24 protein-coding genes and 1 pseudogene are annotated in these 26,314 nt (G+C 67.9%); 18 read left to right on the plus strand and 7 right to left on the minus strand.

The annotated features are described in order from the left end of the window. Together ASJ79_RS16360 and ASJ79_RS16365 are read right to left on the minus strand one after the other, a co-directional pair. A complete protein-coding gene (locus ASJ79_RS16360; RefSeq protein WP_067957068.1) occupies window positions 1-1,182 on the minus strand; it encodes an acyl-CoA dehydrogenase family protein in 1,182 nt (393 codons plus the stop codon). Window positions 1,183-1,252: 70 nt separating this feature from the next. After that, a complete protein-coding gene (locus ASJ79_RS16365) occupies window positions 1,253-2,287 on the minus strand; it encodes a ferredoxin--NADP reductase (protein WP_067957071.1) in 1,035 nt (344 codons plus the stop codon). Between the two features lie 129 nt (window positions 2,288-2,416). Here ASJ79_RS16365 and ASJ79_RS16370 point away from each other — a divergent pair, with 129 nt between their 5' ends. Then, window positions 2,417-4,030, plus strand: coding sequence for an NAD(P)/FAD-dependent oxidoreductase (locus tag ASJ79_RS16370; protein ID WP_067957073.1), 1,614 nt, complete (start codon window positions 2,417-2,419; stop codon window positions 4,028-4,030). A 38-nt stretch (window positions 4,031-4,068) separates the two neighbouring features. Continuing rightward, window positions 4,069-4,980 (plus strand): SDR family oxidoreductase, encoded by a 912-nt coding sequence (locus ASJ79_RS16375; protein ID WP_067957076.1) that lies wholly within the window; start codon window positions 4,069-4,071, stop codon window positions 4,978-4,980. Here the strand turns inward: ASJ79_RS16375 and ASJ79_RS16380 are convergent. Further along, entirely contained in the window at window positions 4,964-5,821 is an 858-nt protein-coding gene (locus ASJ79_RS16380; RefSeq protein ID WP_067957078.1) for an alpha/beta fold hydrolase, read from the minus strand. The genes ASJ79_RS16375 and ASJ79_RS16380 overlap by 17 nt on opposite strands. A 175-nt stretch (window positions 5,822-5,996) precedes the next feature. On the opposite strand from ASJ79_RS16380, the gene ASJ79_RS16385 reads away from it, so the two are divergent. The 3 genes from ASJ79_RS16385 to ASJ79_RS16395 all read left to right on the plus strand — a co-directional run bounded on the left by ASJ79_RS16385 (window position 5,997) and on the right by ASJ79_RS16395 (window position 10,154). Next, complete coding sequence (locus ASJ79_RS16385; RefSeq protein WP_067957081.1) at window positions 5,997-7,286, plus strand: MFS transporter; 1,290 nt, start codon at window positions 5,997-5,999, stop codon at window positions 7,284-7,286. A 438-nt stretch (window positions 7,287-7,724) separates the two neighbouring features. Beyond that, window positions 7,725-8,375: an MspA family porin gene (locus tag ASJ79_RS16390; RefSeq protein WP_067957084.1), complete on the plus strand. Its 651-nt coding sequence runs from the start codon at window positions 7,725-7,727 to the stop codon at window positions 8,373-8,375. Between the two features lie 543 nt (window positions 8,376-8,918). Next, complete coding sequence (locus ASJ79_RS16395; RefSeq protein WP_082753869.1) at window positions 8,919-10,154, plus strand: PE-PPE domain-containing protein; 1,236 nt, start codon at window positions 8,919-8,921, stop codon at window positions 10,152-10,154. A gap of 97 nt (window positions 10,155-10,251) precedes the next feature. Here ASJ79_RS16395 and ASJ79_RS16400 read toward each other — a convergent pair whose 3' ends face one another. Both ASJ79_RS16400 and ASJ79_RS16405 read right to left on the minus strand, forming a co-directional pair. Continuing rightward, the gene (locus tag ASJ79_RS16400) at window positions 10,252-11,613 is read right to left on the minus strand and encodes an NAD-dependent succinate-semialdehyde dehydrogenase (RefSeq protein WP_067957087.1); all 1,362 of its coding nucleotides are present in this window, start codon (window positions 11,611-11,613) and stop codon (window positions 10,252-10,254) included. Between the two features lie 16 nt (window positions 11,614-11,629). After that, window positions 11,630-13,138 (minus strand): APC family permease, encoded by a 1,509-nt coding sequence (locus tag ASJ79_RS16405; protein WP_156448479.1) that lies wholly within the window; start codon window positions 13,136-13,138, stop codon window positions 11,630-11,632. Between the two features lie 151 nt (window positions 13,139-13,289). On the opposite strand from ASJ79_RS16405, the gene ASJ79_RS16410 reads away from it, so the two are divergent. The 13 genes from ASJ79_RS16410 to ASJ79_RS16470 all read left to right on the plus strand — a co-directional run bounded on the left by ASJ79_RS16410 (window position 13,290) and on the right by ASJ79_RS16470 (window position 24,228). Beyond that, window positions 13,290-14,033: a FadR/GntR family transcriptional regulator gene (locus ASJ79_RS16410; protein ID WP_067957145.1), complete on the plus strand. Its 744-nt coding sequence runs from the start codon at window positions 13,290-13,292 to the stop codon at window positions 14,031-14,033. Next, the gene (locus ASJ79_RS16415) at window positions 14,030-14,782 is read left to right on the plus strand and encodes a hypothetical protein (protein ID WP_067957090.1); all 753 of its coding nucleotides are present in this window, start codon (window positions 14,030-14,032) and stop codon (window positions 14,780-14,782) included. Before ASJ79_RS16410 ends, ASJ79_RS16415 begins: the two co-directional genes overlap by 4 nt. Window positions 14,783-14,881: 99 nt before the next feature. Continuing rightward, window positions 14,882-16,084 (plus strand): cytochrome P450, encoded by a 1,203-nt coding sequence (locus tag ASJ79_RS16420; RefSeq protein WP_067957093.1) that lies wholly within the window; start codon window positions 14,882-14,884, stop codon window positions 16,082-16,084. A gap of 12 nt (window positions 16,085-16,096) precedes the next feature. After that, window positions 16,097-16,285 (plus strand): ferredoxin, encoded by a 189-nt coding sequence (locus ASJ79_RS16425; protein ID WP_067957097.1) that lies wholly within the window; start codon window positions 16,097-16,099, stop codon window positions 16,283-16,285. A gap of 6 nt (window positions 16,286-16,291) precedes the next feature. Continuing rightward, the gene (locus tag ASJ79_RS16430; RefSeq protein ID WP_067957100.1) at window positions 16,292-17,677 is read left to right on the plus strand and encodes a glutamine synthetase family protein; all 1,386 of its coding nucleotides are present in this window, start codon (window positions 16,292-16,294) and stop codon (window positions 17,675-17,677) included. Then, window positions 17,674-18,381, plus strand: coding sequence for an ABC transporter substrate-binding protein (locus ASJ79_RS16435; RefSeq protein ID WP_231750874.1), 708 nt, complete (start codon window positions 17,674-17,676; stop codon window positions 18,379-18,381). Before ASJ79_RS16430 ends, ASJ79_RS16435 begins: the two co-directional genes overlap by 4 nt. Beyond that, the gene (locus tag ASJ79_RS16440; RefSeq protein ID WP_067957105.1) at window positions 18,382-19,098 is read left to right on the plus strand and encodes a gamma-glutamyl-gamma-aminobutyrate hydrolase family protein; all 717 of its coding nucleotides are present in this window, start codon (window positions 18,382-18,384) and stop codon (window positions 19,096-19,098) included. Next, window positions 19,095-19,940, plus strand: coding sequence for a gamma-glutamyl-gamma-aminobutyrate hydrolase family protein (locus tag ASJ79_RS16445; RefSeq protein WP_067957107.1), 846 nt, complete (start codon window positions 19,095-19,097; stop codon window positions 19,938-19,940). The genes ASJ79_RS16440 and ASJ79_RS16445 overlap by 4 nt, the downstream gene beginning before the upstream one ends. Window positions 19,941-20,014: 74 nt before the next feature. After that, a complete protein-coding gene (locus ASJ79_RS16450) occupies window positions 20,015-20,554 on the plus strand; it encodes a cysteine hydrolase family protein (protein ID WP_067957110.1) in 540 nt (179 codons plus the stop codon). A 146-nt stretch (window positions 20,555-20,700) separates the two neighbouring features. Then, window positions 20,701-20,952: a hypothetical protein gene (locus tag ASJ79_RS16455; protein ID WP_067957113.1), complete on the plus strand. Its 252-nt coding sequence runs from the start codon at window positions 20,701-20,703 to the stop codon at window positions 20,950-20,952. 40 nt (window positions 20,953-20,992) lie between these two features. After that, window positions 20,993-21,346: a Fe-S protein gene (locus ASJ79_RS16460; protein WP_067957116.1), complete on the plus strand. Its 354-nt coding sequence runs from the start codon at window positions 20,993-20,995 to the stop codon at window positions 21,344-21,346. A 111-nt stretch (window positions 21,347-21,457) separates the two neighbouring features. After that, a complete protein-coding gene (locus tag ASJ79_RS16465; RefSeq protein ID WP_067957118.1) occupies window positions 21,458-23,425 on the plus strand; it encodes an NAD(P)/FAD-dependent oxidoreductase in 1,968 nt (655 codons plus the stop codon). Between the two features lie 20 nt (window positions 23,426-23,445). Next, the gene (locus tag ASJ79_RS16470; RefSeq protein ID WP_067957121.1) at window positions 23,446-24,228 is read left to right on the plus strand and encodes a glucose 1-dehydrogenase; all 783 of its coding nucleotides are present in this window, start codon (window positions 23,446-23,448) and stop codon (window positions 24,226-24,228) included. Here the strand turns inward: ASJ79_RS16470 and ASJ79_RS16475 are convergent. Continuing rightward, on the minus strand, window positions 24,221-26,149 hold the full coding sequence (locus tag ASJ79_RS16475; protein ID WP_156448480.1) for a LuxR family transcriptional regulator: 1,929 nt from the start codon (window positions 26,147-26,149) through the stop codon (window positions 24,221-24,223). The genes ASJ79_RS16470 and ASJ79_RS16475 overlap by 8 nt on opposite strands. A 38-nt stretch (window positions 26,150-26,187) precedes the next feature. Beyond that, window positions 26,188-26,314 (minus strand): annotated as a pseudogene (locus ASJ79_RS33995) (NUDIX domain-containing protein); the annotation flags it as partial.

Consider the following 26,314-nt stretch of genomic DNA (forward strand, 5'->3'; position numbering starts at 1 on the left):
CTAGATCATCGCCCGCAGCGGGCCCTGCGGGTCCACGCCGAGGGAGCTCAACGCCGACGCGTGGTAGACGGTGCCCGGGACGTGGATGGCGTGCGCCTGGCCGACATGGACATCGCGCCAATAGCGTTGCAGCGGTTTGTCCATGCGGGCGGCGTTGCCGCCACAGCGGGCGAAGATCTCGTCGACGGCAGACACGGCGCGCCACACCGCACGGATCTGGGTGCGCCGGCCGGCGGCGCGGTCCTCGAAGGAGACGTCCCGGCCGGCGGCCACCATGTCGTAGATGCGGTCGGCGTTGGCCAGCAACTCCTGGCGCGCGGCGTTGATGTCGGCGGCGGCTTCACCGATCGCGTACATGACGTAGGGATCGTCCTTGATCGCCACGCCGCTGGAGTTCACGCGCTGGCGCTGGTAGTCGAGCGCGGCGGCCAGTGCGCCTTCGGCGATGCCGATCGTGGCCGCCGAGATGCCCAGCGGGAACATCGTCGACCACGGCATCAGGTACAGCGGTTCGGTCATCCCGGCTTCGCGCTGGGCGGTGCCGTCCATGACCTTCATGCCGTCCATCGTCCGGTAGCCGGGGACGAAGGCGCCGTCGACGATGACGTCCTTGGACCCGGTGCCGCGCAGGCCGACGACATCCCAGGAGTCCTCGACGATCTCGTAATCCCTGCGCGGCAGGATCATGTGCAGCATCTGGGGAGGCATCAGCGGCTTGCCGTCGGTGTCGCCGACCATCGCGCCCAGGATGATCCAGTCGCAGTGGTCCGTGCCGGAGCTGAACTGCCAGCGGCCGGTGAAGATGTAGCCACCGTCGGTGGGTACGGCGACGCCCTGAGGGGCGTACGGAGAGGCCACCCAGGTGTCGACGTCCTCGGACCAGATTTCCTGCGCGACACGGGGGTCGGCGTAGGCGAGCTGGTAGGGATGCACGCCGACGACACCGTTGATCCAGCCGGCGGACGGGTCCAGCGCGGCGGTGGCCATCACCGTCTCGGCGAACTCCCGCGGATGCACCTCCAGGCCGCCGTGCTGCTTGGGCTGCAGCAGCCGGATGGACCCGATCTGCTTCATCGTCTTCACCGTGTCATCGGTGAGCTTGCCGATCTTCTCCGCTTCCACAGCTTGTTCGCGAAGCCGGTCCGCCAGATCGGCGATGCGGTCGATCACCCGTTGTGTCATGGCACCGATGGTGCCGCGTCGGGCCGCCGCCCGTCGGCCTTTTCCCAGTGAGCGGAAGTGATTCGCCGGGTCAGAACTCGATTCTCAGCGAGTCCGACACCGGGCGGGCCTGGCATGCCAGGAACAGGCCGTCGGCGATGTCGTCGTCCTCGAGGATCGCCGCGTCGCCGAGGTCCACCTCACCGTCGACGACCGTGGCCGCGCAGGACCCGCAGTTGCCCTCGCGACATGAATACGGGACGTCGAGACCGGCAGCAAGCATGGTGTCGACGAGGTTCTGTTCCTTCGGCCAGCGCAGCTTGTGAAGCGCGCCGTCGAGCAGAACCTCGGCGTCCGAGGCGGGCTCGTCGTCGGCGGCGCCCGCGACCGGAACGTCGGCGAACGGGTCACCGTCGAGGGACTGGAAGACCTCCAGGTGGATGCGGTCGCGGGGGACACCGGCTTCGGTGAGCGTTTCCCTGACCACCGCCATGAACGGCGCCGGCCCGCAGATGAACGACTGATAGCCGACGAACATGCGAGCGAAATTGGTCAGCTGCGCGAGGGTCGGTAACCCCTGGACGGACTCCAGCCAGTGCAGAACCGTGAACCGTCCGGCGTAGCGCGCCGCAAGGTCGCGCAGCTCGGCGGCGAAGATCACCGACGCCTCGTCCCGGTTGGCGTAGCACAGCACCACCCGGCCGGTGCCGGCGGCCAGCACGGACTTCAAGATCGACATCACCGGTGTGACGCCGCTGCCGGCAGCCCACAACAGGAAGTCACCATCGAGGTCGCGCGGTGTGAACACCCCCGACGGTGGCAGCGATTCGATGATGTCGCCGACAGAGACGTTGTCGCACAACCAATTCGAACCGTAACCGCCGTCGGTGCGTTTGACGGTGACCTTCAGGGCGTCGTCGGTGTGCGGTGAACTCGCCAGCGAGTAACAGCGCGCGACCGAACCCGTCACATCGCTCGGGATCCGCAACGTCAGGAACTGTCCGGGCCGGTAGCCGAACCGTCCCCGGTGCTCACCGGGAACGGCGAACACCAGCGTCTTCGCGTCCCGGCTCTCCTCGACGACGTCGGTGACGGTCAGGGGTACGGCACGGGTCGCGGCGCTCATGGGCCGTCATCATGGCCCACGGCGGCGGGGCTTCGCGCCGGCACTACCGGTGGACGGGACGGAATCCCGGTGACCGTTGACCGGGAGACACCCACGGCGGCTGAGGGCCGTCGTCCTAACGTTCACCACGTGAACAGTGCGACTGAGAGCTCTGTCGACGTCGTGGTGGTCGGCGCCGGTTTCGCGGGCCTGTACGCCCTGCACAAGTTCCGGGCGCAGGGCTGGTCGGTACGGGTGTTCGAAGCCGCACCGGAGGTCGGCGGGACGTGGTACTTCAACCGGTACCCGGGCGCGCGCTGCGATGTGGAGAGCCTCGACTACTGCTACTCGTTCTCCGACGAACTCCAACAGGAGTGGACGTGGACCGAGAAGTACGCCACGCAGGCTGAGATCCTGGAGTACATCAACTGGGTCGCCGACAAACTCCACCTGCGCTCGGGCATCACGTTCAACACCAGGGTCGTCTCCGCCGTCCTCGACGAGGAGACGCTGCGGTGGACGGTCGCCACCGACGGCGACGAAGTCGTCAGCGCACGGTTCGTGGTGATGGCCACCGGCCCGCTGTCGTCGCCGCTGAAACCGGACATCGAGGGACTCGACACCTTCGAGGGCGAGGTGTACCACACCGCCGACTGGCCGCACCAAGGCGTCGACTTCCGCGGGAAGCGGGTGGGAGTCATCGGCACCGGGTCCTCGGGAATCCAGTCCATCCCGATCATCGCCGAACAGGCCGAGCGCCTTGTCGTCTTCCAGCGGACCCCGAATTACAGTGTGCCCGCCGGTAACCGGGCGCTCTCCGCCGACGAGATCGCGCATGCCAAGGCCACCTACGACGAGCGCCGGCGGATGTCCTGGCGCAGTGGTGGCGGCTCCCCGCACGTGGCGCACCCCAAGCTGACGATGGAGGCCAGTCCCGAGGAGCGCCGCGAGGCCTTCGAGAAGCGGTGGCAGCTCGGCGGTGTGCTGTTCTCCAAGACCTTCTCCGATCAGATGATCAACCTCGACGCCAATGAGGAAGCCCGCAAATTCTACGAAGAGAAGGTCCGGGCGGTCATCGACGATCCGGAGGTCGCGAAGCTGCTGATCCCGAACGATCATCCGATCGGTACGAAGCGGATCTGCACCGACACCAACTACTTTCAGACGTTCAACCGGGCCAATGTGAGGTTGGTCAGCGTTCGCGACACCCCGATCACCTCGATCGACGCCACGGGGATCAACACCTCCGACACCCATTTCGAACTGGATGCGGTCGTGCTCGCCACCGGTTTCGACGCGTTGACCGGAACCCTGGCCAAGATCGACATCGTCGGGCGCGACGGACAGAAGCTGGTCGACGACTGGTCCGGCGGACCGCGCACCTACCTGGGCCTCGGGGTGGACGGCTTCCCGAACCTGTTCCTGGTGTCGGGTCCCGGCGCGCCGGCGGTGTTGGCCAACATGGTGCTGCACGCCGAAGCGCATATCAACTGGATCTCCGACGCGATCACGTACCTGAACGAGCATGATCTCGCCGCCATCGAGGCGACCCCGGATGCGGTGGACAACTGGATCGCCGAATGCAATCGCCGCGCCGACGCCACCCTGTTCCCGCGGGCCAACTCGTGGTACATGGGCGCCAACGTGCCCGGTAAACCGCGAGTGTTCATGCTGTTCATCGGCGGCTTCGGCGCGTATCTCGACATCTGCGCCGAGGTGGCCGCCGCGGGATACAAGGGGTTTGAACTGCTCGAGGCGCCGTAGTGCCCGTGCTGGTCGGCAAGCCGTAGAGGAGCATCCGCATCGGGACGTACGTGGTGACCGGGTCCGCGTCGGGCATGGGGCTGCAGGCCGCGGCACGGTTGGGTGCTGCCGGGCACACCGTGATCGGCGTGGACATCACCTCCCCGCGGTCTCGAGCGGAGGACGGCCCACCGGCAGGCACAGGCACGCCCGGACCGCTCGACGTGGTCGCCGATCTGTCGACAGCGGAGGGACGGCGGGCCGCGGCCGAGGGAGTCCTGGCGGCGTGCGGCGGAACCCTCGACGGTGCGGTGCTGGCGGCCGGCCTGGGCCCGATCACCGGCCGTGATCGCCAGATCGCCGAGGTGAACTTCTTCGGAGTGGTCGACCTGTTGAGCGCTCTGCAGCCGGCCCTCGCACGGGCGAGGGCGGCCAAAGTGGTGGTCGTGGCCAGCAATTCGGTGACCACCACACCGCTGGTGCCGCGCCGAGCGGTTTCCGCGCTCCTGGCCGGCGACCCGGCCAGGGCGCTACGCGCGGTGCGCCGGTTCGGCAAGCGGTCAGCGCCCATGATCTACGCGGCATCGAAGATGGCGGTGTCGCGCTGGGTGCGCGAGCACGCGGTGACTCCTCGATGGGCGGGCAGCGGAATCCGGCTCAACGCGTTGGCGCCCGGGGCGATCATGACGCCGCTGCTGGCAGAACAACTGGCCAACCCCTCCGAGGCCAGGGCCGTGCGGGCGTTCCCGGTTCCGATCGGTGGCTTCGGTGATGCCGGTCAACTCGCGGACTGGATGGTGTTCATGCTCTCCGACGCCGCTGATTTCCTCTGCGGCAGTGTGGTGTTCGTCGATGGTGGATCGGACGCGTACTTCCGGTCGTCAGCGTGGCCGGCACGCCTCCCGGCCCGTGCGTTGCCGCGTTATGCGGTGCGGTTCCTCGGATACCGCAGGATCATGCGGTCCCGCTGAGGAACGCGAGGACGGTCCGTTCGAACGCGGCCTTGGCCTCGATCATCACCCAGTGCCCGCAGTTCGGGAACACGTGGAACTCCGCGTTCGGGATCGTGCGCATCGGCACCAGTGCCATGTCCAGCGGACTGACCCGATCGTCGCGGCCCCACGTCAGCAATGTCGGGGCCGACACCTTGTGCATCGTGGCCCACGGCATCGGGACATCGGCCTTGCGCATCATCTCCATCATCGCCGCGAACGCGGCCTTGCCGTACATGCGCCGCGCCGCGGCGAGGGTCTCGGGGTCGGTGGCCAGGGCCCAGCGCTCCTCGATCAACTCGTCGGTCACCAGAGCGGGGTCGTAGACCATCGAGCGCAGCCAGTCGACCAACCGCTGCCGGGTGGGCTCCTCGGTGAACTCCTGCAGCAGCCTGATGCCCTCGCTGGGCCCCGGGCTGAAGATGTTGGTGCCGATGCCGCCGATGGTGACCAGCTTTCCGATGCGGTCGGGGTGCTTGATGGCGAAGTTGATGCCGACCCCACCACCCATGGAGTTGCCGATCACGTCGACCCGTTCCAATCCCAGCGCGTCGGCGAACGTGATGACCGCACCCTGGGCGTCCAGCATCGGATGCCCACCGAAGTCGTCACTGACGCCGAAGCCGGGGAATTCCAGCACCAGGCAGCGATAGTGCCTCGCGAACACCTCGAGGTTGCCGCGATAGTTCCGCCACCCGGTCACACCCGGGCCGGAGCCGTGCAGCAGCAGCAGCACGGGACCGTCACCGGCTTCGTGATAGCGGAGCACGCCGGAGGGAGTGCTGATCTCACGCAAGGTCTCGTGGTAGTCGACTGTCATCCTGCGATTCCACAGGATCGGCACGGGTGCGGCCAACGGCGTTCCGGTGAGTGGACGCCACCCTTGTCCGGCCCAGCCGTCGGCACACAATGATGCCAACGCGGCTCACCGTGGGCCCGCGCCCCACCGCGGTGCCGAGACGGTGGCGTGAACACGTTGTGTCCCAGGGAGACCCATGCAGCAGACCTCAACGTCTGATCCGGTGTTGTTGCGCCGGGTCGCGCTGTCCAGTCTGTTGGGCACCGCCATCGAGTACTACGACTTCCTCGTCTACGGCACGATGAGCGCCCTGGTTTTCGGGCTGGTGTTCTTTCCGGAATCGAATCCCGCGGCGGCCACCATCGCGGCGTTCGGGACACTGGCCGCAGGTTATGTCGCCAGACCGGTCGGGGGAATCCTGTTCGGGCACTTCGGTGACCGTCTGGGCCGCAAGTCCATGCTCGTGCTCACCATGGTCCTGATGGGAACCGCCAGCTTCCTCATCGGGCTGCTGCCCACCTACGCCGCCATCGGAGTGGCCGCACCCGTTCTGTTGGTGGCGCTGCGCGTGATCCAGGGCATCGCGATCGGCGGGGAGTGGGGCGGAGCCACCTTGATGGTCACCGAGCACGCCGAGGCGCACCGGCGCGGCTTCTGGAACGGTGTGATGCAGATGGGTTCGCCGATCGGCTCGCTGCTGTCGGTCGCGGTGGTCACGTTGATCACGATGCTTCCCGACGACGATTTCCTGTCCTGGGGCTGGCGCATCCCGTTCCTGATCAGTGTGCTGCTGCTCGCGATCGGCGTCTATGTGCGTCTGTCCATCACCGAGAGTCCGGTGTTCGAAGCGGCACGGCGCACCCCCGCCGAAACCGCGCAGGTGCCGCTGGTCGAAGTGCTCAGGAAGCCGCGAACACTCGTGCTGGCGTGCGCCGTCGGGATCGGCCCGTTCGCGTTGACCGCACTCATCAGCACGTACATGATCAGCTACGCGACCGCGATCGGGTATGACCGCACCGACGTGATGACCGCGTTGATCTTCACGTCCCTCACCGGACTGGTCGCCATCCCCGCGTTCTCCGCGCTGTCAGACCACGTCGGCCGGCGACTCGTCATGCTCTGCGGAGCGGTCGGCATCATCGCGTACGCGTGGCCGTTCTACGCGCTGGTGGATGCGCGGTCTCAGCTGTGGCTGACAGCGGCGATGGTGCTCGCGCAGATCCTGCAATCCATGATGTACGCCCCGCTGGGCGCGCTGTTCTCCGAGATGTTCGGCACCACGGTGCGGTACACGGGCGCGTCGATGGGCTACCAGCTCGCCGCGCTGCTGGGCGCGGGCTTCACTCCGCTGATCGCCAGCAGCCTGCACGCCGAGGCGGTCTCACGGCTGCCGCTGGTCGTGCTCGCCGCGGCGTGCGGTCTGGTCACGGTCGTGGCCGTCTGGCGGATCAGCGGGACCCAGGGCGCCGATTTGACGACGGTCTAGGCCAGACACGGTTACGGAACCGACAGCACCGGGCCCGGACACCGCCGGTGCGCACAAGGTGTTTTCCCAAGCAATCAGTTTCCGCCGCAACGTATGTCGTCACGCAGACCGTGAAAGCCCGGCGGTAACGTGCTCAGGTGGTCCATCAGTCCTGGTGAGGGCATTCCTCCAAAGTTGCTGTGAGTTAGCTGTTCTCGTCGGTTTGTGTACAAAGTCCTGTGAAACGGCTGAGATTTCGGAACGGAAAGGTTGCTTCGCCACGCGGGGTGATGTCATCTGGCTTACATTAGGACCGGCTTAAGGCCGCATAAGAAAGCGGGGCAGCCAGGGGCATCCCTGGATGCACCGCTCACCCGGGGTGAAGAAATCGCTCCGCCAGCCAGGCATGAACTCAACGGTCGTCCAGTGGGGCGGCCGTCGACCTTATGAGGGACACACATGAAGGTAATCAGTCGGGTGCTGATCGCGATGGTCGCGTCCATCGCGGCTCTGTTCGCCGGCTCTGGCACGTCTCATGCCGGGCTGGACAACGAGCTGAGCCTGGTCGACGGCCAGGGTCGGACGTTGACGATCCAGCAGTGGGACACGTTCCTCAATGGTGTTTTTCCGTTGGACCGCAACCGTCTGACCCGTGAGTGGTTCCACTCGGGCAAGGCGACCTACATCGTGGCCGGTGAGGGTGCCGATGATTTCGAGGGCACGCTGGAGCTGGGTTACCAGGTGGGCTTCCCGTGGTCGCTGGGTGTGGGCATCAACTTCAGCTACACCACCCCCAACATCGCCTACGACGGTTTCGGCTTCGGTCCCCAGGCGGACGACCCGCTCTTCGGCTTCGGCGACAGCATCGTGACCCCGCCGCTGTTCCCGGGTGTCTCGATCTCGGCTGACCTGGGCAACGGCCCGGGTATCCAGGAGGTCGCCACCTTCTCGGTGGACGTGACCGGCACCGGTGGTTCGGTGGCGGTGTCCAACGCGCACGGCACGGTGACCGGTGCTGCCGGTGGTGTGCTGCTGCGCCCGTACGCTCGGCTGATCTCGTCAGCAGGTGACAGCGTCACCACCTACGGCGAGCCCTGGAACATGAACTGACACAACGCTCCACAGTGGCGAGCCGGGGGCCACTTCCATCTCTGCGGCCCTCGTCCGCGACGCACCGGCGCCCACCAACGCTCCGGACCCGTTCGCCGGTGATTCAATCGATTTGCCCAGAGATCGTCGGGCCACACGCATCTGCTCTGGGCATGCACGGCCGAGTGGCGGGCAGGGAACGCGTACCCCGCGGCTGTTGCCGGAGTGAAAGGTGATGTCAGACGGGTGTGCTGTCAGCGCTGAGTCGGGTGGCGAACTTTTAATAGCTTCTTAGGGATTCAGATAACTTCTGGCTCGCGCACTGGTACCCGGATTCGCTCGGTGAGACCAAGATAGTGCCAGATCAATGCGGTCTTATGCCCAGTGACAACATGTTGGGCTCCCGCGATCGACGGCAGTTTGGCTAAGCAGACATCGATTGCTACAGATACAACTATTAGAAATCTTAAAATTTTGCTGGCACGGGCCCGATAACTCCACTTATGCTTTCCTCACCGCCGGATCTCGGCGAGTCGAATCACTGCTTCACAACGGGGAGAATCCATGAAAATCGGGGTGCGCAAAGCCGGCATCGCGTGCGGTACGGCGTTTGCTTCGGCCTTGCTGGCGGCAACGACTGCCACGTCGGCCTGGGGCAGCAGCTCGGCCCTGGTCATCGGGGGTATCGCGACGTCGTCGATGCATGACGTCGTCATGAGTCAGGTACTCGGGGGGTCCCTGAAGGATCAGCAGCGGGTGAGCGTCAACTGGCCGGCCGAGGCCGCGCCGTACACCGGTAGGGGTGATCTGACGCTGGGAGCGTCGATCAACATCGGTGTCGACAACCTCAACGCGGAGATCGACGCGGCTCTCGACCGCCTCGGCAAGGACGCCAACGGCAACTACGTCGACGGCGAGAAGGTCACCGTGGTCGGGATGTCCGCCGGGTCACTGGTGGTCAACGAGGTGCTGCGCCAACTGGCCGCCGACGCCGAGGCGCCGGACAAGAATCAGATCACCTTCGTCCTGGTGGCGGACTCCAGCCGTCAGAAACTGATCAACCAGACCCGGTACAACAAGAGCTTCGACTACACCTACCGGCCCGCGCCCGAGACCGAGTACGACATCATCGTGGTCACCGGGGAGTACGACGGTATGGCGGACTTCCCGGACCGCTGGTGGAACGGCCTCGCGGTCATGAACGCGATCGCGGGCGGAATCTACGTCCACGTCCCGATGATGTTCGCCGACCTGTCCAAGGTGCCGGCGGAGAACATCTCGGTGGACGTCAACTCCAAGGGCGGCACCACCACCAACTACCTGGTGCCCACCGCGAAACTTCCGCTGGTGCAGCTGTTCCCGAGCCTGGCGAAGCGCGAGGCCGAACTCAAGGCCAAGATCGACAAGGCATACAGCCGCAACGACGTTCGTGCCACCGCGCTGCGCACGTTCGTCGCCGCTCCCGCCGTCGACGGCCCTGCCGTCCCGGCCGCCGCGGACACCAGCGCGCAGGCCCGTGAGGACTCGGCCGCCGAGCCGGTCGCCGAGGCGGCCGCCGAAGAATCGGTCCGGGACGATGTGACCGGTTCGCGCGACGACGATGTCACCGGGGCCGGCGATGACGTCACCGTGATCGAGGACGAGATCGACACGGCGGCAGTCGAGGAAGCCGCCGACGCGACCTCGGGGTCCGTCGACGCGGACCAGGATGACGAGGACTCCACCAAGCCCGAGACGTCGTCCGTCTCCTCGTCGGACGATTCCGATTCCGGATCGTCTGACGCCTCAGACTCGGAGTAACCTCCCCGGACTCCGCAGACCCGAAGCCCCGGCCACTGGTCGGGGCTTCGTGGTCTGTGGTGACTGACGCGCTTCCGGGGGCGTGCACCGGCGCGCTTCAGTCCGCGACGATGAAGACCTGCTTGTTCACGAACTCGTCGATCCCCAGCGCCCCGAGTTCGCGGCCGAAGCCGGAGCGCTTCACGCCGCCGAACGGAATGTCGGGCCCTTCTCCGGCCGGGGTGTTGACGTTGACCATCCCGGCGTCGAGACGTTGCGCCACCTTCTCGGCGCGGGCGACATCGGTGCTGAACACCGAGGCGCCGAGTCCGAACGCCGAGGAGTTGGCCAGCGCGACGGCCTCGTCTTCGTCGCGGACGCGGTAGACGACCGCGACGGGCCCGAACAGTTCTTCGGTGTAGGCCCGCATGTCCGGGGTGACGCCGGTCAGCACGGCCGGGGTGTAGACCGCCGTGGGTGCGTCGGCGAGCACGCCGCCGGCGTGCAGGGTGGCGCCCTTGTCGACGGCGTCGCGGACCTGCGCGGCGACCGTCTCGGCCGCCGCCCGCGACGACAGCGGGGCGATCTCCTCCGGCGTGAGATTCCGCGCCAGCGTGGTCAATTCGGCGACAAAGTCGTCGTACAACTCGTCGACGACGATCATCCGCTTGTTGGAGTTGCAGGCCTGCCCCATGTTGTAGGTGCGGAACTCCCAAGCGGTGCGGGCCAATTCGCCGACATCACCGTCGAGGACGATGAACGGGTCGGAACCGCCGAGCTCCAGCAGGCACTTCTTCAGCGCCCGTCCGGCGGTGGCCGCCACGGCGGCGCCGGCACGTTCGGATCCGGTCACCGAGACACCCTGGACGCGACGGTCGCCGATGATCGTCTCCACCTGGTCGAACGTCGCGAACAGGTTGGTGTACACCCCGTCGGGCACACCGGCGTCGCGCAGCAGATCGGCGATCGCCAGCGCGCACTGCGGCACGGATTCCGCGTGCTTGAGCAGAACGGTGTTGCCGAGCACCAGGTTCGGCGCGGCGAAGCGGGCCACCTGGTAGACCGGAAAGTTCCACGGCATCACCCCGAGCAGTACGCCGACCGGCCGGCGCCGGATCACCGCGGTGCCCCCCGAGAAGGTCGGGATGGGCTGGTCGGCCAGCAGCGCTGCACCCTGATCGGCGTAGAACTCGAAGATCGACGCGGAGAACTCGGCCTCGCCGGTGCCCTGATCGATCTTCTTGCCCATCTCCAGCCGTGCCAGCTCGCCCAGATCCGCCGCGCGCTCCCGCAGCAACCGGCCGATGTCGCGTACCACCTCGAGCCGCATCTGCAGCGGCTGCTCGCTCCAGACCCGGTAGGCCTCGTCGGCCGCGGTGATCGCGGCGGCGACCTGTGCATCGGTGGTGGTGTCGAACGTCGCGAGCACCTCGCCCGTCGCGGGGTTCAGCGTCTGGTACGGCGGCTGCGTGACGGTCACGGCGTGTCCTCGTCCTTCACTTCGGGGTGGGGATGGCGTCGGCGTACGGCGCCGCGCTCTTGTCGTGCAACGGGTGAATCGCCATGTACACCAGGCCGACCCCGATCACGATGGCGGCCGACAGCGGCACGATCCAGTTGTCGAACCACGGGGCATCCGGCGTGCGCGGCCATGCCATGTTGATCATCGCGATGACGCCGTAGACCAGCGCGGCGATGTTGACGGGCAGTCCCCACTTGCCGAGGCTGTACTTGCCGCTGGGAACCCAGCCCTTCAAGCGGGCCCGCAGCGCGGCCAGCACCACCATCTGGAACCCGATGTAGATCCCCAGCGCGGCGAAGCTGATGATCTTGGTGATCGCGTCGGTGGAGAACTTCGATCCGAGGATGATCACGGCGGGCACCGCGGCGGCCAGCAGCAGCGCATACGGCGGCACGTGGCGGGTGGCCGAGAACTTCTTCAACAGCGCACTGCCCATGATCATTTCGTCGCGGCCGTAGGAGTACGCCAGCCGGCTCGCGGCGGCCTGCAGGCTCATGGCGCAGGACAGGAACGAGAGCAGGACGATCACCAGGATGATCTTCGACCCCACCGGGCCGAAGGCTTCGCCGAGCACCGCGCTGACCGGGTCGGTGTCCTCACCGGCGATCACCGCGGGGATGTCGGCGACCGCGAGAATCAGCGACAGGCATACGAAAGTCGCTGCGGCACCGCCGATGTAGATGGTCCGGCGCATCGCCTTCGGGATCAACCGGCCCGGATCAGGAACCTCTTCGGCGACGTCGCCGCACGCCTCGAAGCCGTAGTACTGGTACAGGCCGATCAGCGCAGCGGCCGCGAACGCCCACATGTAGCTGCCGTCGCCGCCGGCGCCGAAGCTGTCGAAGATGATGCCGATGTTGTGCTCGCGGTGGGCGATCAGCAGCCACCCGCCGACCACGAGAGCGCCGATGATCTCCGCGCTGAACCCGATGATCGCCGCTTTGGCGAGGACCTTCGTGCCCATGAAGTTGATCACGGTGGCGAGCGCGAGCAGCACCAGCGAGAACGCGATGATGTTGTCGACCGTGGCGTCGATGCCGAACGTGGCGGCCACGAACGGTCCGGAGCCGTAGGTCACCGACGCGATGGTCACCAGAAGCGCCGCCAGGTACACCCACCCGGTCATCCACGCGTACCGCCGGCCCCACAGGCGGCGCGCCCACGGGTAGACCCCGCCCGCGACCGGGTACTGCGCCACGATTTCGGAGAACACCAGGGCGACGAGCAGCTGCCCGACACCGACGATGAGCAGGCTCCAGATCATCGGCGGTCCTCCGGTCGCCAACGCGAACGCGAACAGCGTGTAGATGCCGACGACAGGGGAGAGGTAGGTGAAGCCCAACGAGAAATTGGCCCAGGGGCTCATGTCCCGCTTGAACTCCGACCGGTATCCGAGCGCGTGCAGATGCGCGGCGTCGGACTGGTCTGGGAATGCGGAGTGATCGTCACCGCGGGCGCCGGAGGTGGGTCGTGTAGCGGACATCAGCCTGCTTTCTGCCGGGGGTACATGCAGGAACCCGAGTGATCCGAAAAACTACAGTCCTATTGTTTATCGGGCAACAGGAACGACGGAATTGCTTCCAGATCGGGTACATTCCCGTCGTCGGGCGTGCCGGACTGCGGAGGAGGTGCTCGTGTCGTCGCTGTCGCCACTCGTCGCCACCGAGGCGCCGGTGGGTCGTGCCGACGAGATCGTGCAGCGCATCACCGAGGCGATCCACCTGGGCCTGCTCGACGACGGCGAGCGTCTGCCGGTGGAGATCGACCTGGCCGCGCAGTTCGGTGTCGCGCCGATGACCGTGCGCGAGGCGCTGGCGACGTTGCGCGAACAGCAACTGGTGGAGACCCGTCGCGGCCGCAGCGGCGGATCGTTCGTTCGCCGGCCCGCAGGGCCGCCGGTGGACCAGTTGACCGCGCGGCTGGCCGCGATGAGCGCCTCCGATCTCCGCGACCTGTTCGACGAACACACCGCGGTGTCCGGGCAGGCGGCGCGGCTGGCGGCCGAGCGTGCGGCGCCGTACGCGGTTCGCAGACTGTTCGCGCTGACCGACCAACTCGGAGCCGCGGCGACGCTGGGTGACCGCATCCGCGCCGACAGCCGGTTCCACATCCAGGTGGCGATCGCGTCGCAGTCGGCGCGACTGGCCCGGCGCGAGGCCAATCTGCAGGCCGAGGCGGCCGGGCTGGTGTGGCTGCCGATCGGTCCCGAGATGGACGTCGCTGCCCACGTCCAGGAGCAACACGCGATCGCCGCGGCGGTCGCGTCGGAGAACCCCGAGGAGGCACGCAGGCTCGCCGAGGCGCACGTGATGGGCCAACTCGCGCGCCTGACCCAGGTCAACCTCGACCTCACGAGCGTGGCGGGAATCGAGTCATGACAACGCCATCGCAGGCCTTGCGGCTGGCCGAGGACGCGTCCCGCGCGCTGGAGCCCTTCTACGAGTTGCTCGGCGAGATCGCCGAGGAGGTGGTGCGCTGCCGGCCGCCGCGGGCCGCGCTGAGCGAGGCGCATTTCAGTGCACTGCACCGACAGTTGGCCGACCGGTTGCGCGACGAGCACGCGGTGTGGGGCATGGGCTTCATCGCCGCGCCGTTCGTGGTCGACGGCCAGGAGCGCTATCTCGCGTGGTGGCAGCGCACCAGCGACCGCGTGACGCGTCTGCGGCTCAACTTCGACCCGACGAGCATCGACGTCTACGACTACCTGCAGATGGACTGGTTCCAACTGGCCAAGCGCGGCCAGGCGCGGGTGGCGTACGGGCCCTATGTCGACTACAGCGGCTCAGACATGTACACGATCACCGCCACGGTTCCGGTGGTGGCCGACGGGACTTTTCTCGGTATCGCGGGCGCCGACCTGGTGGTCGGTGAGGTCGAACGGCGGCTGCTGGAGGTGTTGCGCCGCTGCGACGAGGACGCCGTCGTCGTCAACACCGAACGCCGTGTCATCGCGGCGAACACCCCGCGGTGGTTCGTCGGATCCCGGCTGCCCGCGATGCCCGCGGTGTCCCCGGCGCCGGATCCGTCAGGGTTCCGCGACGTCGCGGAGATGCCGCTCGGAACCGGCTGGCTGGTCGCCATCGCGTGGCCCCCGGACGACGACCAGTCGCAGCCTGGCGGCGCGTAACCGACTTTTAACGGGCAATCGCCCTCCAGCTGTTGACTTGAAGCATCTAGTTCTAGAGTATTTGGTGACCATTCGGTCGCACTCTCGGAGGTAGTACTGGTGTCGTCGGTCATCCTCGGTTCCGTCCCGGCGTTCCAGGTCGCCGACCCGGCGTTCTCCATCACCTCTGCCGAGGTGCACGCGGCCCGCGAACAAAGCTGGTATGCGACCACCGAATACGGCCTGGCCGTCCTGCGCTACGAACAGGTGAACCGCCTGCTCAAGCATCCGAAGCTGCGGCAGGGCAGCGCGGCGTGGCCGGCTCACAACGGCGTCACCGAAGGGCCTTTCGCCAAATGGTTCGCCAGCTGGATCCTGAACAAGGAGGGCGAAGAACACCATCGACTGCGGCGGCTGATGAATCCGGCCTTCTCCAACAAGCTGATCGGCGGACTCGTGCCGAGATTCCAGGCCCTGGCCGAAGAACTCATCGACGGCTTCGCCGAACCGGACCGCTGCGAATTCGTCAGCGAGTTCGCCGAACCCTACGCGGCCCGCGTCATCGCGATCATGCTGGGGATCCCCGAGAGCGAGTGGAAGGTCATCGCCTCCGAGTCGGCCACCATCGGCCTGGCCCTCGGGATCACGATCCGTCAGGACCTCCCCAAGATCGAGTCCGCGCTGAATACCCTCTACGCCTACTGCGACGAACTGATCGCCGACCGGAAGGTCAACCCGCGCGACGACTTCGTCACCACACTGGTCGACGCGTCGCGGCCCGAGGACGGCCGGCTGAGCGACACCGAGCTGCGAGATGCCATGGTGCTGTTGATCTTCGGCGGATTCGACACCACCCGCAACCAGCTCGGGCTCGCGATGCAGACCTTCATGGCCCACCCCGACCAGTGGCGCCTGCTCGCCGAACGGCCCGAGCTCGGCGGCAAGGCCGTCGAGGAGGTCATGCGCGTCAACCCCACCGTGCGCTGGGTGACCCGTGAGGTGCTGGAGGACTTCGAATACGAAGGGGTGACGCTGACCGCAGGCACCACCGTGCACCTGTACAGCGAGTCGGCGGGCACCGACCCGCGAGTCTTCGAGCCCGGGTTCGACATCGCGGCAGAACGTAAGCCGCACTTCGGTTTCGGTGGCGGTGCCCACCATTGCCTGGGGCACTTCGTGGCCCGCTCGGACATGAGCGAGGCACTTCCCCTGCTGGCGCGCCGGCTGCTCGACCCGCACGAGCTTCCCGGTGCCACCTGGTTGCCCGACTCGGGCAACACGGGTCCGATCACGCTGCCCATCGGCTTCAGCCCCGCCTCCTGAAAGGAACGCCGAATGCACGTCACCGTCGATCTCGCCAAATGCCAGGACCACGGCCAGTGTGCCATCGCCGCACCCGCCGTCTTCACCCTCAACGACGACGGGAAGCTGGAGTACGACGGCAATCCCGATGATTCGGAGCGTGCCTACGTCGAAGACGCGGCCGATGTGTGTCCCGCTCAGGCGATCGTCATCGAGGACTGACCCGCGATGACCGTCACGCCCCTCGACACCCACCGGGAACTCAACGCATCCAGCCCCGAACTCGCCGCCGCGCTTTCCACCATCGCCGAACACGGCGTCGAGTTCGTCTATTTCCAGGCGGTCACCATCACCGGCCGGGTGGTCGGGAAAGTGGCCCCGGCAAGGCATTTCGAGCGGCTCGCGATCCGCGGTGTGCAGCAGCACCAGACCGCGATCGCCAACCTGCAGGGCACGCGCGAGGGAGTGCTGCTTGCCGGTGGGGTGAACGCGCCCGAGTACACCGCGATCCCGGACCTCGAGACGTTCGCGGTGCTGCCGTGGGACACGAGTTTCGCGCGGGTGTTCTGCCGGCTCTACGAACCGGATCATCTGCTGGAGCGTGCCGGCTCCGAGTTCTCCTGCGACACAAGAGGATTGTTGCGCAGGATGCTCACCCGGTTCACCGACCGGACCGGTCTGGAGCTGCGGACCGGCTGCGAACCCGAGATGACCTGGCAGGGGGACGGCCTGGAGGCCCAGTTCCGGCCGGGGTCGAGCCCGTCCTACCACATCGAACACCTCGAGCGGAACCGGCCGATCGTCAAGAAGGTCATCGAGTACGCCCAGGCGCTGGGCCTGGACATGATCGAGGGTGACTACGAAGACGAGTTCCAGGTCGAGCTGAACTTCATGTACGACCGCGCCGATCTCACGGCCGACCGGCTCATCACCTACCGGCAGATCTGCAAGCAGGTGGCCCGCGAGCTCGGTATCCACGCCAGTTTCATGCCGAAACCCGCCACCGGCATGATGGGTAACGGGTGCCACCACAACTTCAGCTTCTGGCGCGACGACGTCAACGTCCTCGCCGAACCCGGCGTCACCGAACTGCATCTGTCCGAGATCGGACGGCACGCACTGGGTGGGCTGCTGGCTCACTCCGCCGGAGCGATGCTTGTCAACGGATCCACGGTGAACTCCTACAAGCGGTATTGGGACGCAGGGCAGTTCGCGCCGTCGCGGATCAACTGGGGCCTGGACAACAAGACCTGCACCGTGCGGCTGTCGGCGGTCGGGCGTCTGGAGTACAAGCTGCCCGACGCGGCGGTGAACCCGTACCTGTCACACGCGGTGATCCTGGCGGCGTGTGAGGACGGCATGAAGAATGCCATCGACCCGGGCGATCCGACCCAGGGTTCGTCCTACGACGCACCGGCCGACGACCGGTTCCCGGCGCTGCCGTTGACCCTCGGGGACGCCATCGGCGCCTTCCGCGCCGACGAGGTGCTCAACCAGGCGTTCGGGCCGGAACTGTCGGCGTTGCTCGTCGACTTCCACGCCGACGAATGGGCCCGGTTCTGTGGACACGTCACCGAATGGGAGCGCGAGATGTACTGGAACGACGCGCCGTGACGGCCGCCCTCAGGCTCGCCTGCCTGGATGCCGAGGCGCCGCCGCTGTTCTCGCTGTGGACCCCGGAGCGCGGACGGCAGGGCTACGAACCCGGTGTCGCCGAGATCCTGGGCGCCGAACTGGGCAGACCGGTCGAGTGGGTCCGGGTGCCGTGGGTGGACATGATCCCGGCCGTGCAGCGCGGTGAGGCCGACGCGGTGCTGTGCGGACAGGGCATCACCGCCGAACGGCAGGCACAGGTCGACTTCACCCGTCCGTACGCGATCTTCCACGAGGGCGTGCTGGTCCGGCGTGGCTCCGGCATCCGGTCCGCGCAGGATCTGGTGGGCCGCAAGGTCGCCGCGATCGAGAACAGCACCAACATGGCGCTGGCGCAGACGTTCACCGGGGCCCAGCCGGTCGCGTTCGGCGCCGGATCGGACGACGTGTACGCCGACATGCTGGCCGCGCTGCGCACCGGCGAGGTGGACGCGGTGGTCGACGACGACGTCGTGTTCGTCCCGCTGGGCGCCACACACCCGGACTACGAGCTGGCGTTCACGGTGCAGACCGGTAACCGGTGGGGCATCGGGGTGGCCAAGGACCGTTCCGACACCCTCGCCGAGATCGACGCGGCGCTGGGTCGGCTCATCGAGTCCGGGCGCCTGCGCAAGGTCTGGGCGCAGTGGCTGTCGACGCTCGACTATCCGTTCGCGGGAGACTGAGTGACCCGACCCCTGGTGGCGGTGGTCGGGCGCCGGGCCGCGCGGGTGCCTATCCTGCGGTTCTCGGCGACCCTGGCAGCCGAGGCGATCTGTGAGGCGGTGTGGGCCGCAGGCGGCGAACCGGTGGTGCTGCACGGGCCTGCCGCGGACCCGCTGACCGAACTGCCGAGGCGGCTGTCGCGGTTCGACGGCGTGCTCCTGCCCGGCGGTGCCGACGTGGAACCGGGCCGTTACGGGGCGCAGCCGGCGCCCGAGACCACCGGCACGGTGGCGTTCCAGGACGACCTCGATCTCGGTGTGGCGCAGGCGGTGATCGACCTCGACATGCCCACGCTGGCGATCTGCCGGGGGATGCAGGTCCTCAACGTCGCTCTCGGTGGCACCTTGATCCAGCACGTCGTCGAGACCGACACGTTGCACCACAACGCGATTCATCCCGTGCACGTCAAGCGTGGTTCGCGGCTGCACGCCATCGTGGGCGCACAGACCATCGACGTCTCCTCCTACCACCACCAGGCCGTGGATCGACTGGCGCCCGGTCTGGTCGCCACCGCTCTGGCCGCCGACGGTGTCGTCGAGGCGGTCGAACACCGCCGCGCCGACATCGTCGCCGTTCAGTGGCGCCCCGAGGACCGCCACGCCGACTGCGCCACCGACGCGGCACTGTTCATCGATCTGGTGGACCGTGCGCGGAAACGAAAGGACTCCAGCACATGACCGCCGTGGAACGGGTGCGGCTGCAGGACGTCACCCCGGACCGTCCCGGCCCGCAGCGCCCGCGCGCCCACGTCTGCGTTCTGGCGTCTCTGAATTTTCCCGACATCAGCGCCGAGGACGCCGCACTGATCCGGCGCTTCACGCGCGTCGCGCTGACCACGCTCGTCGAGCTCGGCGCGAGCTACGAACTGTGGGACACCACCACCGCGTTGGAAAATCCGGACGCGGCAGGGGAATTCGACGGTCTGCTGCTGCTCGGCGGCGGCGACATCGATTCGTCGTGCTACGGCGTGGCGGCCCAGCACCCGACGTCCTACGGTGTCGATGCGCGCGCCGACCGTGACGCGTTCGCCGCGATCGCCGCGGCCGAGGTCGCCGGCCGCCCGGTCTTCGGCATCTGCCGCGGCTCGCAGCTGCTCAACGTCGCACGCGGTGGCACCGTCATCGGCGACATCGTCGACTACGCGTTACACCACGGCGCGCCGGGCGAACCGCAGTTCGTCGACGAGCCGGTCGACATCGTGCCGGGCACCCGGCTGGCCGCGATCCTCGGCACCGACCGGGTCACCGGGCGCTCCGGGCACCATCAGGCGGTCGACGCGCTCGGCCGCGGCCTCGTGGTCGCCGCCCGCGCGCTCGACGGAATCACCGAGGGCGTCGAGGATCCCGACAAGTTCTACCTCGGCGTGCAATGGCACCCCGAGGACGACGACGGCCCCGAAGCGGACCGGATGCGGCTGTTCGGCGCGTTTGTCACGGCCGCGGAGCGCTCCCGGGACAGCACGGCCGCGGAGCGCTCCCGGGACGGCACGGCCGGTGTCAGGTCGACCACCTCGGCCTGAGCGGGGCCCGGCAACCGCGACTCGGCGCCGGCTGTGCGGATTCAACCCGGCCCGTTGGGGTTATCACTACGCCCATGAGTGATACCGCGCTGCTGGTGATCGACATGTTCAACGCCTACGACCATCCCGACGCCGAGCAGTTGGCCGAGAACGTGGCAGGAGTGGTCGAGCCGATCGCCGATCTGGTGACGCGCGCCGTCGACCACGACGACGTCGACCTCATCTACGTCAACGACAACTACGGCGACTTCGCCGCCAGCCATACCGACATCATCAAATCGGCGCTCCAGGGCGCCCACCCGGAACTGGTCCGGCCCCTGGTACCGGCACCGGACGCCCGGTTCCTCAACAAGGTGCGTCACAGTGCGTTCTACGCGACCCCGCTGGACTACCTGCTCAGCCGCCTGGGCGCCCGCCGCATCATCCTGACCGGACAGGTCACCGAGCAGTGCATCCTCTACACCGCCCTCGACGGATACGTCCGGCACTACGAGGTGGTGGTGCCCCCGGACGCGGTGGCGCACATCGACACCAAGCTCGGCGAGGCGGCGCTGGAGATGATGGGACGCAACATGAAGGCCGAGCTGTCCAAGTCGACCGAGTGCCTGCCCTGATGAGGTGACGGTATGTGCGCCACCGGGCGTGCGGGAGGACAATCGAGGACGGGTGCATGTACCGGGGGTCGGTACGTGTTCTCCTCGGGCATCGCACGGACCTCCGGTTCTGCCGCCCCGCCGGGGCGGCGGGAAGGAGTGAGGTCATGACGACGAGGAGAGCGCTGATGGCCGCCGGCGCGGCCGCGGCATTGATCACCTCCGGGCTCATCGCGGCGGGGCCGGTGTCGGCCCAGCCGTGCGTGGGTCCCAATGCGGTGGTCGCCGGGCACGGTGGCGGGCGGTGCGACTATCCGCCGGGTCCGGACGGCAGTTTCGTCCGCTGCGACACCGTCTACGTGTTCGGAATCGGCGGCACGAACTGCTACCCGGTGCCCGCGGGCACGCCGCGGATGTGATTTTCCGGTGAGGGCAGGTCGGCTGCGGTAACCTCGCGGCATGGAAGTACTACGTTCTGTAGTTGTTTTGCTGCACATCGTCGGCTTCGCCATCACCTTCGGAGGCTGGGTGGCCGAGGCGGTGGCCGGTCGCTTCCGCACCACCCGGGTGATGGACTACGGCCTGCTGGTCTCGCTGCTGACCGGTCTCGCGCTGGCCGCGCCGTGGCCCGCCGGAGTCGAACTGAACTATCCGAAGATCGGCATCAAACTGGTGCTCCTGGTGATCCTCGGCGGGTTGCTCGGCATGGGCAGCGCACGCCAGCGGCGCACCGGGGAGGCGGTGCCCCGTCCGCTGTTCTACGGAGTCGGGGTGCTGTCGTTCGCGGCAGCGGCCCTCGCCGTCGTGTGGTGAGGCGTTCGGCCGGCTGCCCGCGCGCCCGCGGTGCCGCGGTGCAGCGTTCGTAGGCACGTTCCTTTCCGGAATCCACGACCATCCACCGGCCGCCGCGCGTATGGTCGGTCCGTGCCACATCTCACCGGCGAGGACGTGCGCAGACCCGAGCTGACCCGCTTGACCGGACTACCGTTCGACGACGACGACGAGGTGTTGCGCGCCGCGATCGACGACGCCAGCGTGCCCGCCCTGCTGATGTCGATGGTCCACATGACCGGCGATCTGCGGATCCTCGATGAGCTGCCGCGTCCGTTCATGCTCATCGCGATGGACCTGCAGGGCGGCATGAGCGAACAGGACAAACAGGCGGTGCGGGACAAGGCGTTCCAAATCGCCCGCGAATACCGCGACCGGGGCTGCCCGCCGCCGTTCGTACCCGACGAGCACCAGCTCCGCGTGATGCTCGACGTGGTGTCCGCCGGTCAGGTCACCGATGAGTTCGTCGACTACATCGCCGCCGATCTGAGGGTCACCGATGCCGACCAGAACGGTCTGGTGCCGGTGTCGAGCCCCGAGCAGCGCGCCAGCTTCCCGGTCGTCGTCATCGGCTGCGGTGAGGCGGGTCTGCTGGCCGGCATCAAGCTCAAGCAGGCCGGTGTGCCGTTCACGATCATCGAGCGGCAGTCCGGGGTCGGCGGCACCTGGCTGGCCAACCGCTACCCGGGCTGCCGGGTCGACATCGCCAGCCAGTACTACACCTACTCGTTCGAACCGACCGATCACTGGCAGCACCACTACGCGACCCAACCGGAGATCCTGCAGTACCTGCGCGACGTCGCCGACCGCTACGGCCTCGCCGAGCACATCCGGTTCGACACCGAGGTCACCGGAGCGGTGTGGGACGAGACCGAATCACGCTGGCGGGTGCGGGTGCGCCGCCGCGGCACGGGCGACGGCGCTGTCGAGGAGCTGACCGCCTGCGGCCTGATCTGCGCGGTCGGCCAGTTCAGCACCGCCGTCATCCCGGACATCAAGGGCGCCACCACTTTCCGCGGGCCCACCTGTCACACCGCCGACTGGGACGACACCATCGAGCTGACCGGCAAGCGGGTCGCGGTGATCGGGGCCGGCGCCAGCGGTTTCCAGCTGGTGCCCGCGATCGCCGGCACCGCCGCGCACGTCGACGTCTACCAGCGCACCCCGCAGTGGATGGCGCCCAACGTGCACTACCACGAAGCCGTCAGCCCCGGCGCCCGGTGGGCCACCCGGCATCTGCCGTACTACGGCCGGTGGCTGCGGTTCGTGTCGTGGTGGCCGATCGCCGACGCGCTCGACGAACAGATCACCATCGACCCCGGCTGGGACACCGGCGGACTGTCGGTCAGCGCGGGCAATCAGGCGATCCGGGACATGTTCATCGCCTGGATGCGGGCCTTCACCGACGACGAGGAACTGCTGGACAAGGTCACCCCGAAGTATCCGCCGATGGGCAAGCGCACCCTGCAGGACGACGGCACCTGGCTGACCACGCTGCAGCGGGACGACGTCGAACTCGTCACCGACGGCATCGCCGAGATCACCGCCGACGGGATCACCGACGTCAACGGGGTGCACCGCACGGCCGATGTGCTGGTGTGGGCCACCGGATTCGACGTCAACCACCAGCTCGGGCCGATCGACATCCGCGGCGCCGGCGGCGTCGGGCTCAACGAGGTGTGGGGCGACGCGGCCTACGCGTACCTGGGCATCACGGTGGCGGGCTTCCCGAACTTCTACTGCATGTTCGGTCCGGGCACCAACGCCGTCAACGGCGCCAGCATCATCTACAACTCCGAATGCCAGATGCGCTACATCCTCGGCTGCATCGACATGACGCTGGCCGCCGGCGCGGCATCCGCCGTACCGAAGGCCGAGGTGTGCACCGACTACGACCGGCGCAGCCAGCACCGGCTCAAGTCCATGGTCTATGCGCATCCCGCGGTCAGCAGCTACTACAAGAACAGCGCCGGGGAGCTGCCGACGCTGTTCGCGTGGCGCATCGTCGACTACTGGAAATGGACCAGCCGGCCCGATCCGGCCGACTATGAACTGAAATAGCTTCGACCCCAGGAGAGTTCATGACAGGACGGTTGACCGGCAAGGTTGCGCTCATCAGCGGCGGGGCGCGAGGCATGGGCGCCTCGCACGCGCGCGTGATGGCAGCCCACGGCGCGAAGGTGGTGTGCGGCGACATCCTCGACGCGGACGGCCGGCAGGTGGCCGAGGAGCTCGGCGACGTCGCGCGCTACGTGCACCTCGACGTCACGCGCCCCGACGACTGGGACGCGGCCGTGGCCACCGCCGTCGCGGAATTCGGTGGCCTCGACATCCTCGTCAACAACGCCGGCATCCTCAGCATCGGCACCGTCGAGGATTACGCGCTGTCCGAATGGCAGCGCATCCTCGACATCAACCTCACCGGCGTCTTCCTCGGCATCCGCGCGGTCACGCCGACCATGAAAGCCGCCGGGCGGGGCTCCATCGTCAACATCTCGTCGATCGAGGGGATGGCGGGCACCATCGGCTGCCACGGCTACACCGCCACCAAGTTCGCGGTCCGCGGCCTCACCAAGTCCACCGCACTGGAGTTGGGCCCGTTCGGGATCCGGGTGAACTCGGTGCATCCCGGGCTGGTGAAGACGCCGATGGCCGACTGGGTGCCCGAGGACATCTTCCAGTCCGCGCTGGGCCGGATCGCGCAGCCGCACGAGGTCAGCAACCTCGTCGTCTACCTGGCCGGCGACGAGTCGAGCTACTCGACCGGAGCGGAGTTCGTCGTCGACGGCGGCACCATCGCCGGCCTGGCGCACAAAGACTTCTCCGCCGTCGACGTCGGCGGGCAGCCGGAGTGGGTCACCTAGCTCCGCCGACCTGGTCCATCCGCCTGCCCAGCTCGGCGCGCGAGCTGATGCCGAGCTTGCGGTAGACCTTGGTGAGGTTGTGTTCGACGGTCTTGGCGCTGATGAACATCGCCGCGGCGATGTCCTTGTTGGTCGCACCCGTGGCCGCCATCTCGGCGACCCGCTGCTCGGAGGGCGTCAACCGGCTCAGGTCCTCGGACGGGGCGACGACCGCGCGGGCGAGCTCGGCCTGGGCCCGACCGGCCCACAGCGGGGTGCCCAGCTCCTCGAAGGTCCGCAGCGCCTCGTTCAGATTGGTTGCCGCCGACTGTTTCTGGCGTAACCGGCGCTGGAGCTGACCGAGAAGAAGCTGCGTCCTGGCCCGTTCGAACGGCATCGGGAGGTGCTCGTGCTCGTGCATCGCGCGGTGCGCGGCCGCTTCGGCGGCCACCACGTCACCGGCGGCGGCCAGCAGCATCGCGCGGCAGCGTGCGCCCGCCGCCCTCATCCAGTGCCGCTGATACTCGATGCCGTTCTGTTCCAGTGCGCCGGTGAGGAATTCGGCTTCGTCGAGTCTTCCGACGCCCACCATCGCCTCGATCACGTCGGGCAGGTGCCAGGCGTACATCAGTTCGGTGGCCGGCGTCCGGCTGGTGTCGAGGAACTTCGCGTCCAGCGCGTCCAGTGCCTCCCGGTGATTGCCGAGCGACCCTTCCAGGAAGCACAACGTCATCCCCGGCCAATCCGCGATGTGCGAGGCCTGCCGGTTGGCGATGGCGCCGAGCACCCACCGGGCATCCGCGCGGGCGTCGTCGACCCGTCCGGCGTAGGCGGCCAACGCGCCCCGCACGGTCCTCGGGATGATGAGCACGTCGTCGCCGCCGAGTTGCTCGGCCCGTTCCACCGCTTCGGCGGCCTCGGCCTCGGCCTGGGCGAGCTGACCCCGCCACAGGTGGTTGATCGCGAGGAACCCGGCGATGGCCATCATGTCGCTCTCGGCGCCGCGTTCGACGCAGACCGCCCGAACCGCCGTCAGCTCCTGGTGGGCCTGCTCGAGCCGACCCGTCCACGACATCGCGAGCGCGTGCACGAACGGCGCGCGGAAGATGATCGGCACATCCAGGGTGCTGTCGTAGAGGTCCATGGCGCGCTGCAGGGCATCCTCGTCGAGCCCGTGGCCGCACTGGAAGTTCACGTGCACCGACCACGCCAGCGCGGCGCTGGTGAGGCCCGGTATCCCGAGCTCCTCGGCCAGTTTGACGGCGTCACGGACGTACCGGCGGGCATCGTCGAGCTCGCCGATGCTGTTGAGCGCGAACGACAGTCGCAGCAGCACCTGCACCAGGATCGGCACATTGCCTGCACCGTCGTCCAGCGCGCCGCGCAGCAGCGCGACCGCCTGGGTGTGCTCGTTCTCGTACATGCGTACCGTCGCGAGCAGGCTCGAGGCCAGTGCCCGCAGGATCGGGGGTTCGATCGCGGCGACGTCGCCCAGCACCGCCGCGGCCTTGGCGGTCTCACCGGCCAGGAAGTGGTTCTCGGCCGATTTCATGCGCCGCAACGGGTTGTCGCCGCCGAGCCCGAGGGCCAGGTCGACCAGCTCGGCGGCCGCGGCCGGGGCGCCGCGGGCCCGCGCGGAATCGGCGGCCTGGTCCAGCGCGGTGAAGATCTCGTCGTCGCCGCTGGCCGAGGCCAGTGCCAGATGCCGGGCCTTCAGTTCCGGCTGGGACTCCAGCGCGCCCATCGTGCGGTGCATCGCCCGGCGCGCGGTCGGGCCGGCGTCGGTGTACACCCCGTTGGCCAGCAGGGGATGGGTGAACCTCACCCGGTTTCCCTCCAGGGTGACGATGCCGGCGCTCTCCACCCGCCCGAGCCGTTCGGTCACCTCCTCGGCGGAGACACCGTGGGCACGCGCCAGCAGCTCCACCGTCGCGTCGGCCACGCATGCGACGCTGAGCAGCAGCGAGCGGCTGGGTTCGTCGAGCCGTTGAAGTCGATGACGGCGTCGCGGCGCCACACCGGACCCACCATCAGCTCAGGCGGCACCAGCAGTCCGGTCTCCTCGTACAGTTCCCGCGCCGCGGCCTGGGCCAACGACTCCCCGACC

This window comes from Mycobacterium sp. NAZ190054 (assembly GCF_001545925.1).
Lineage (GTDB): Bacteria > Actinomycetota > Actinomycetes > Mycobacteriales > Mycobacteriaceae > Mycobacterium.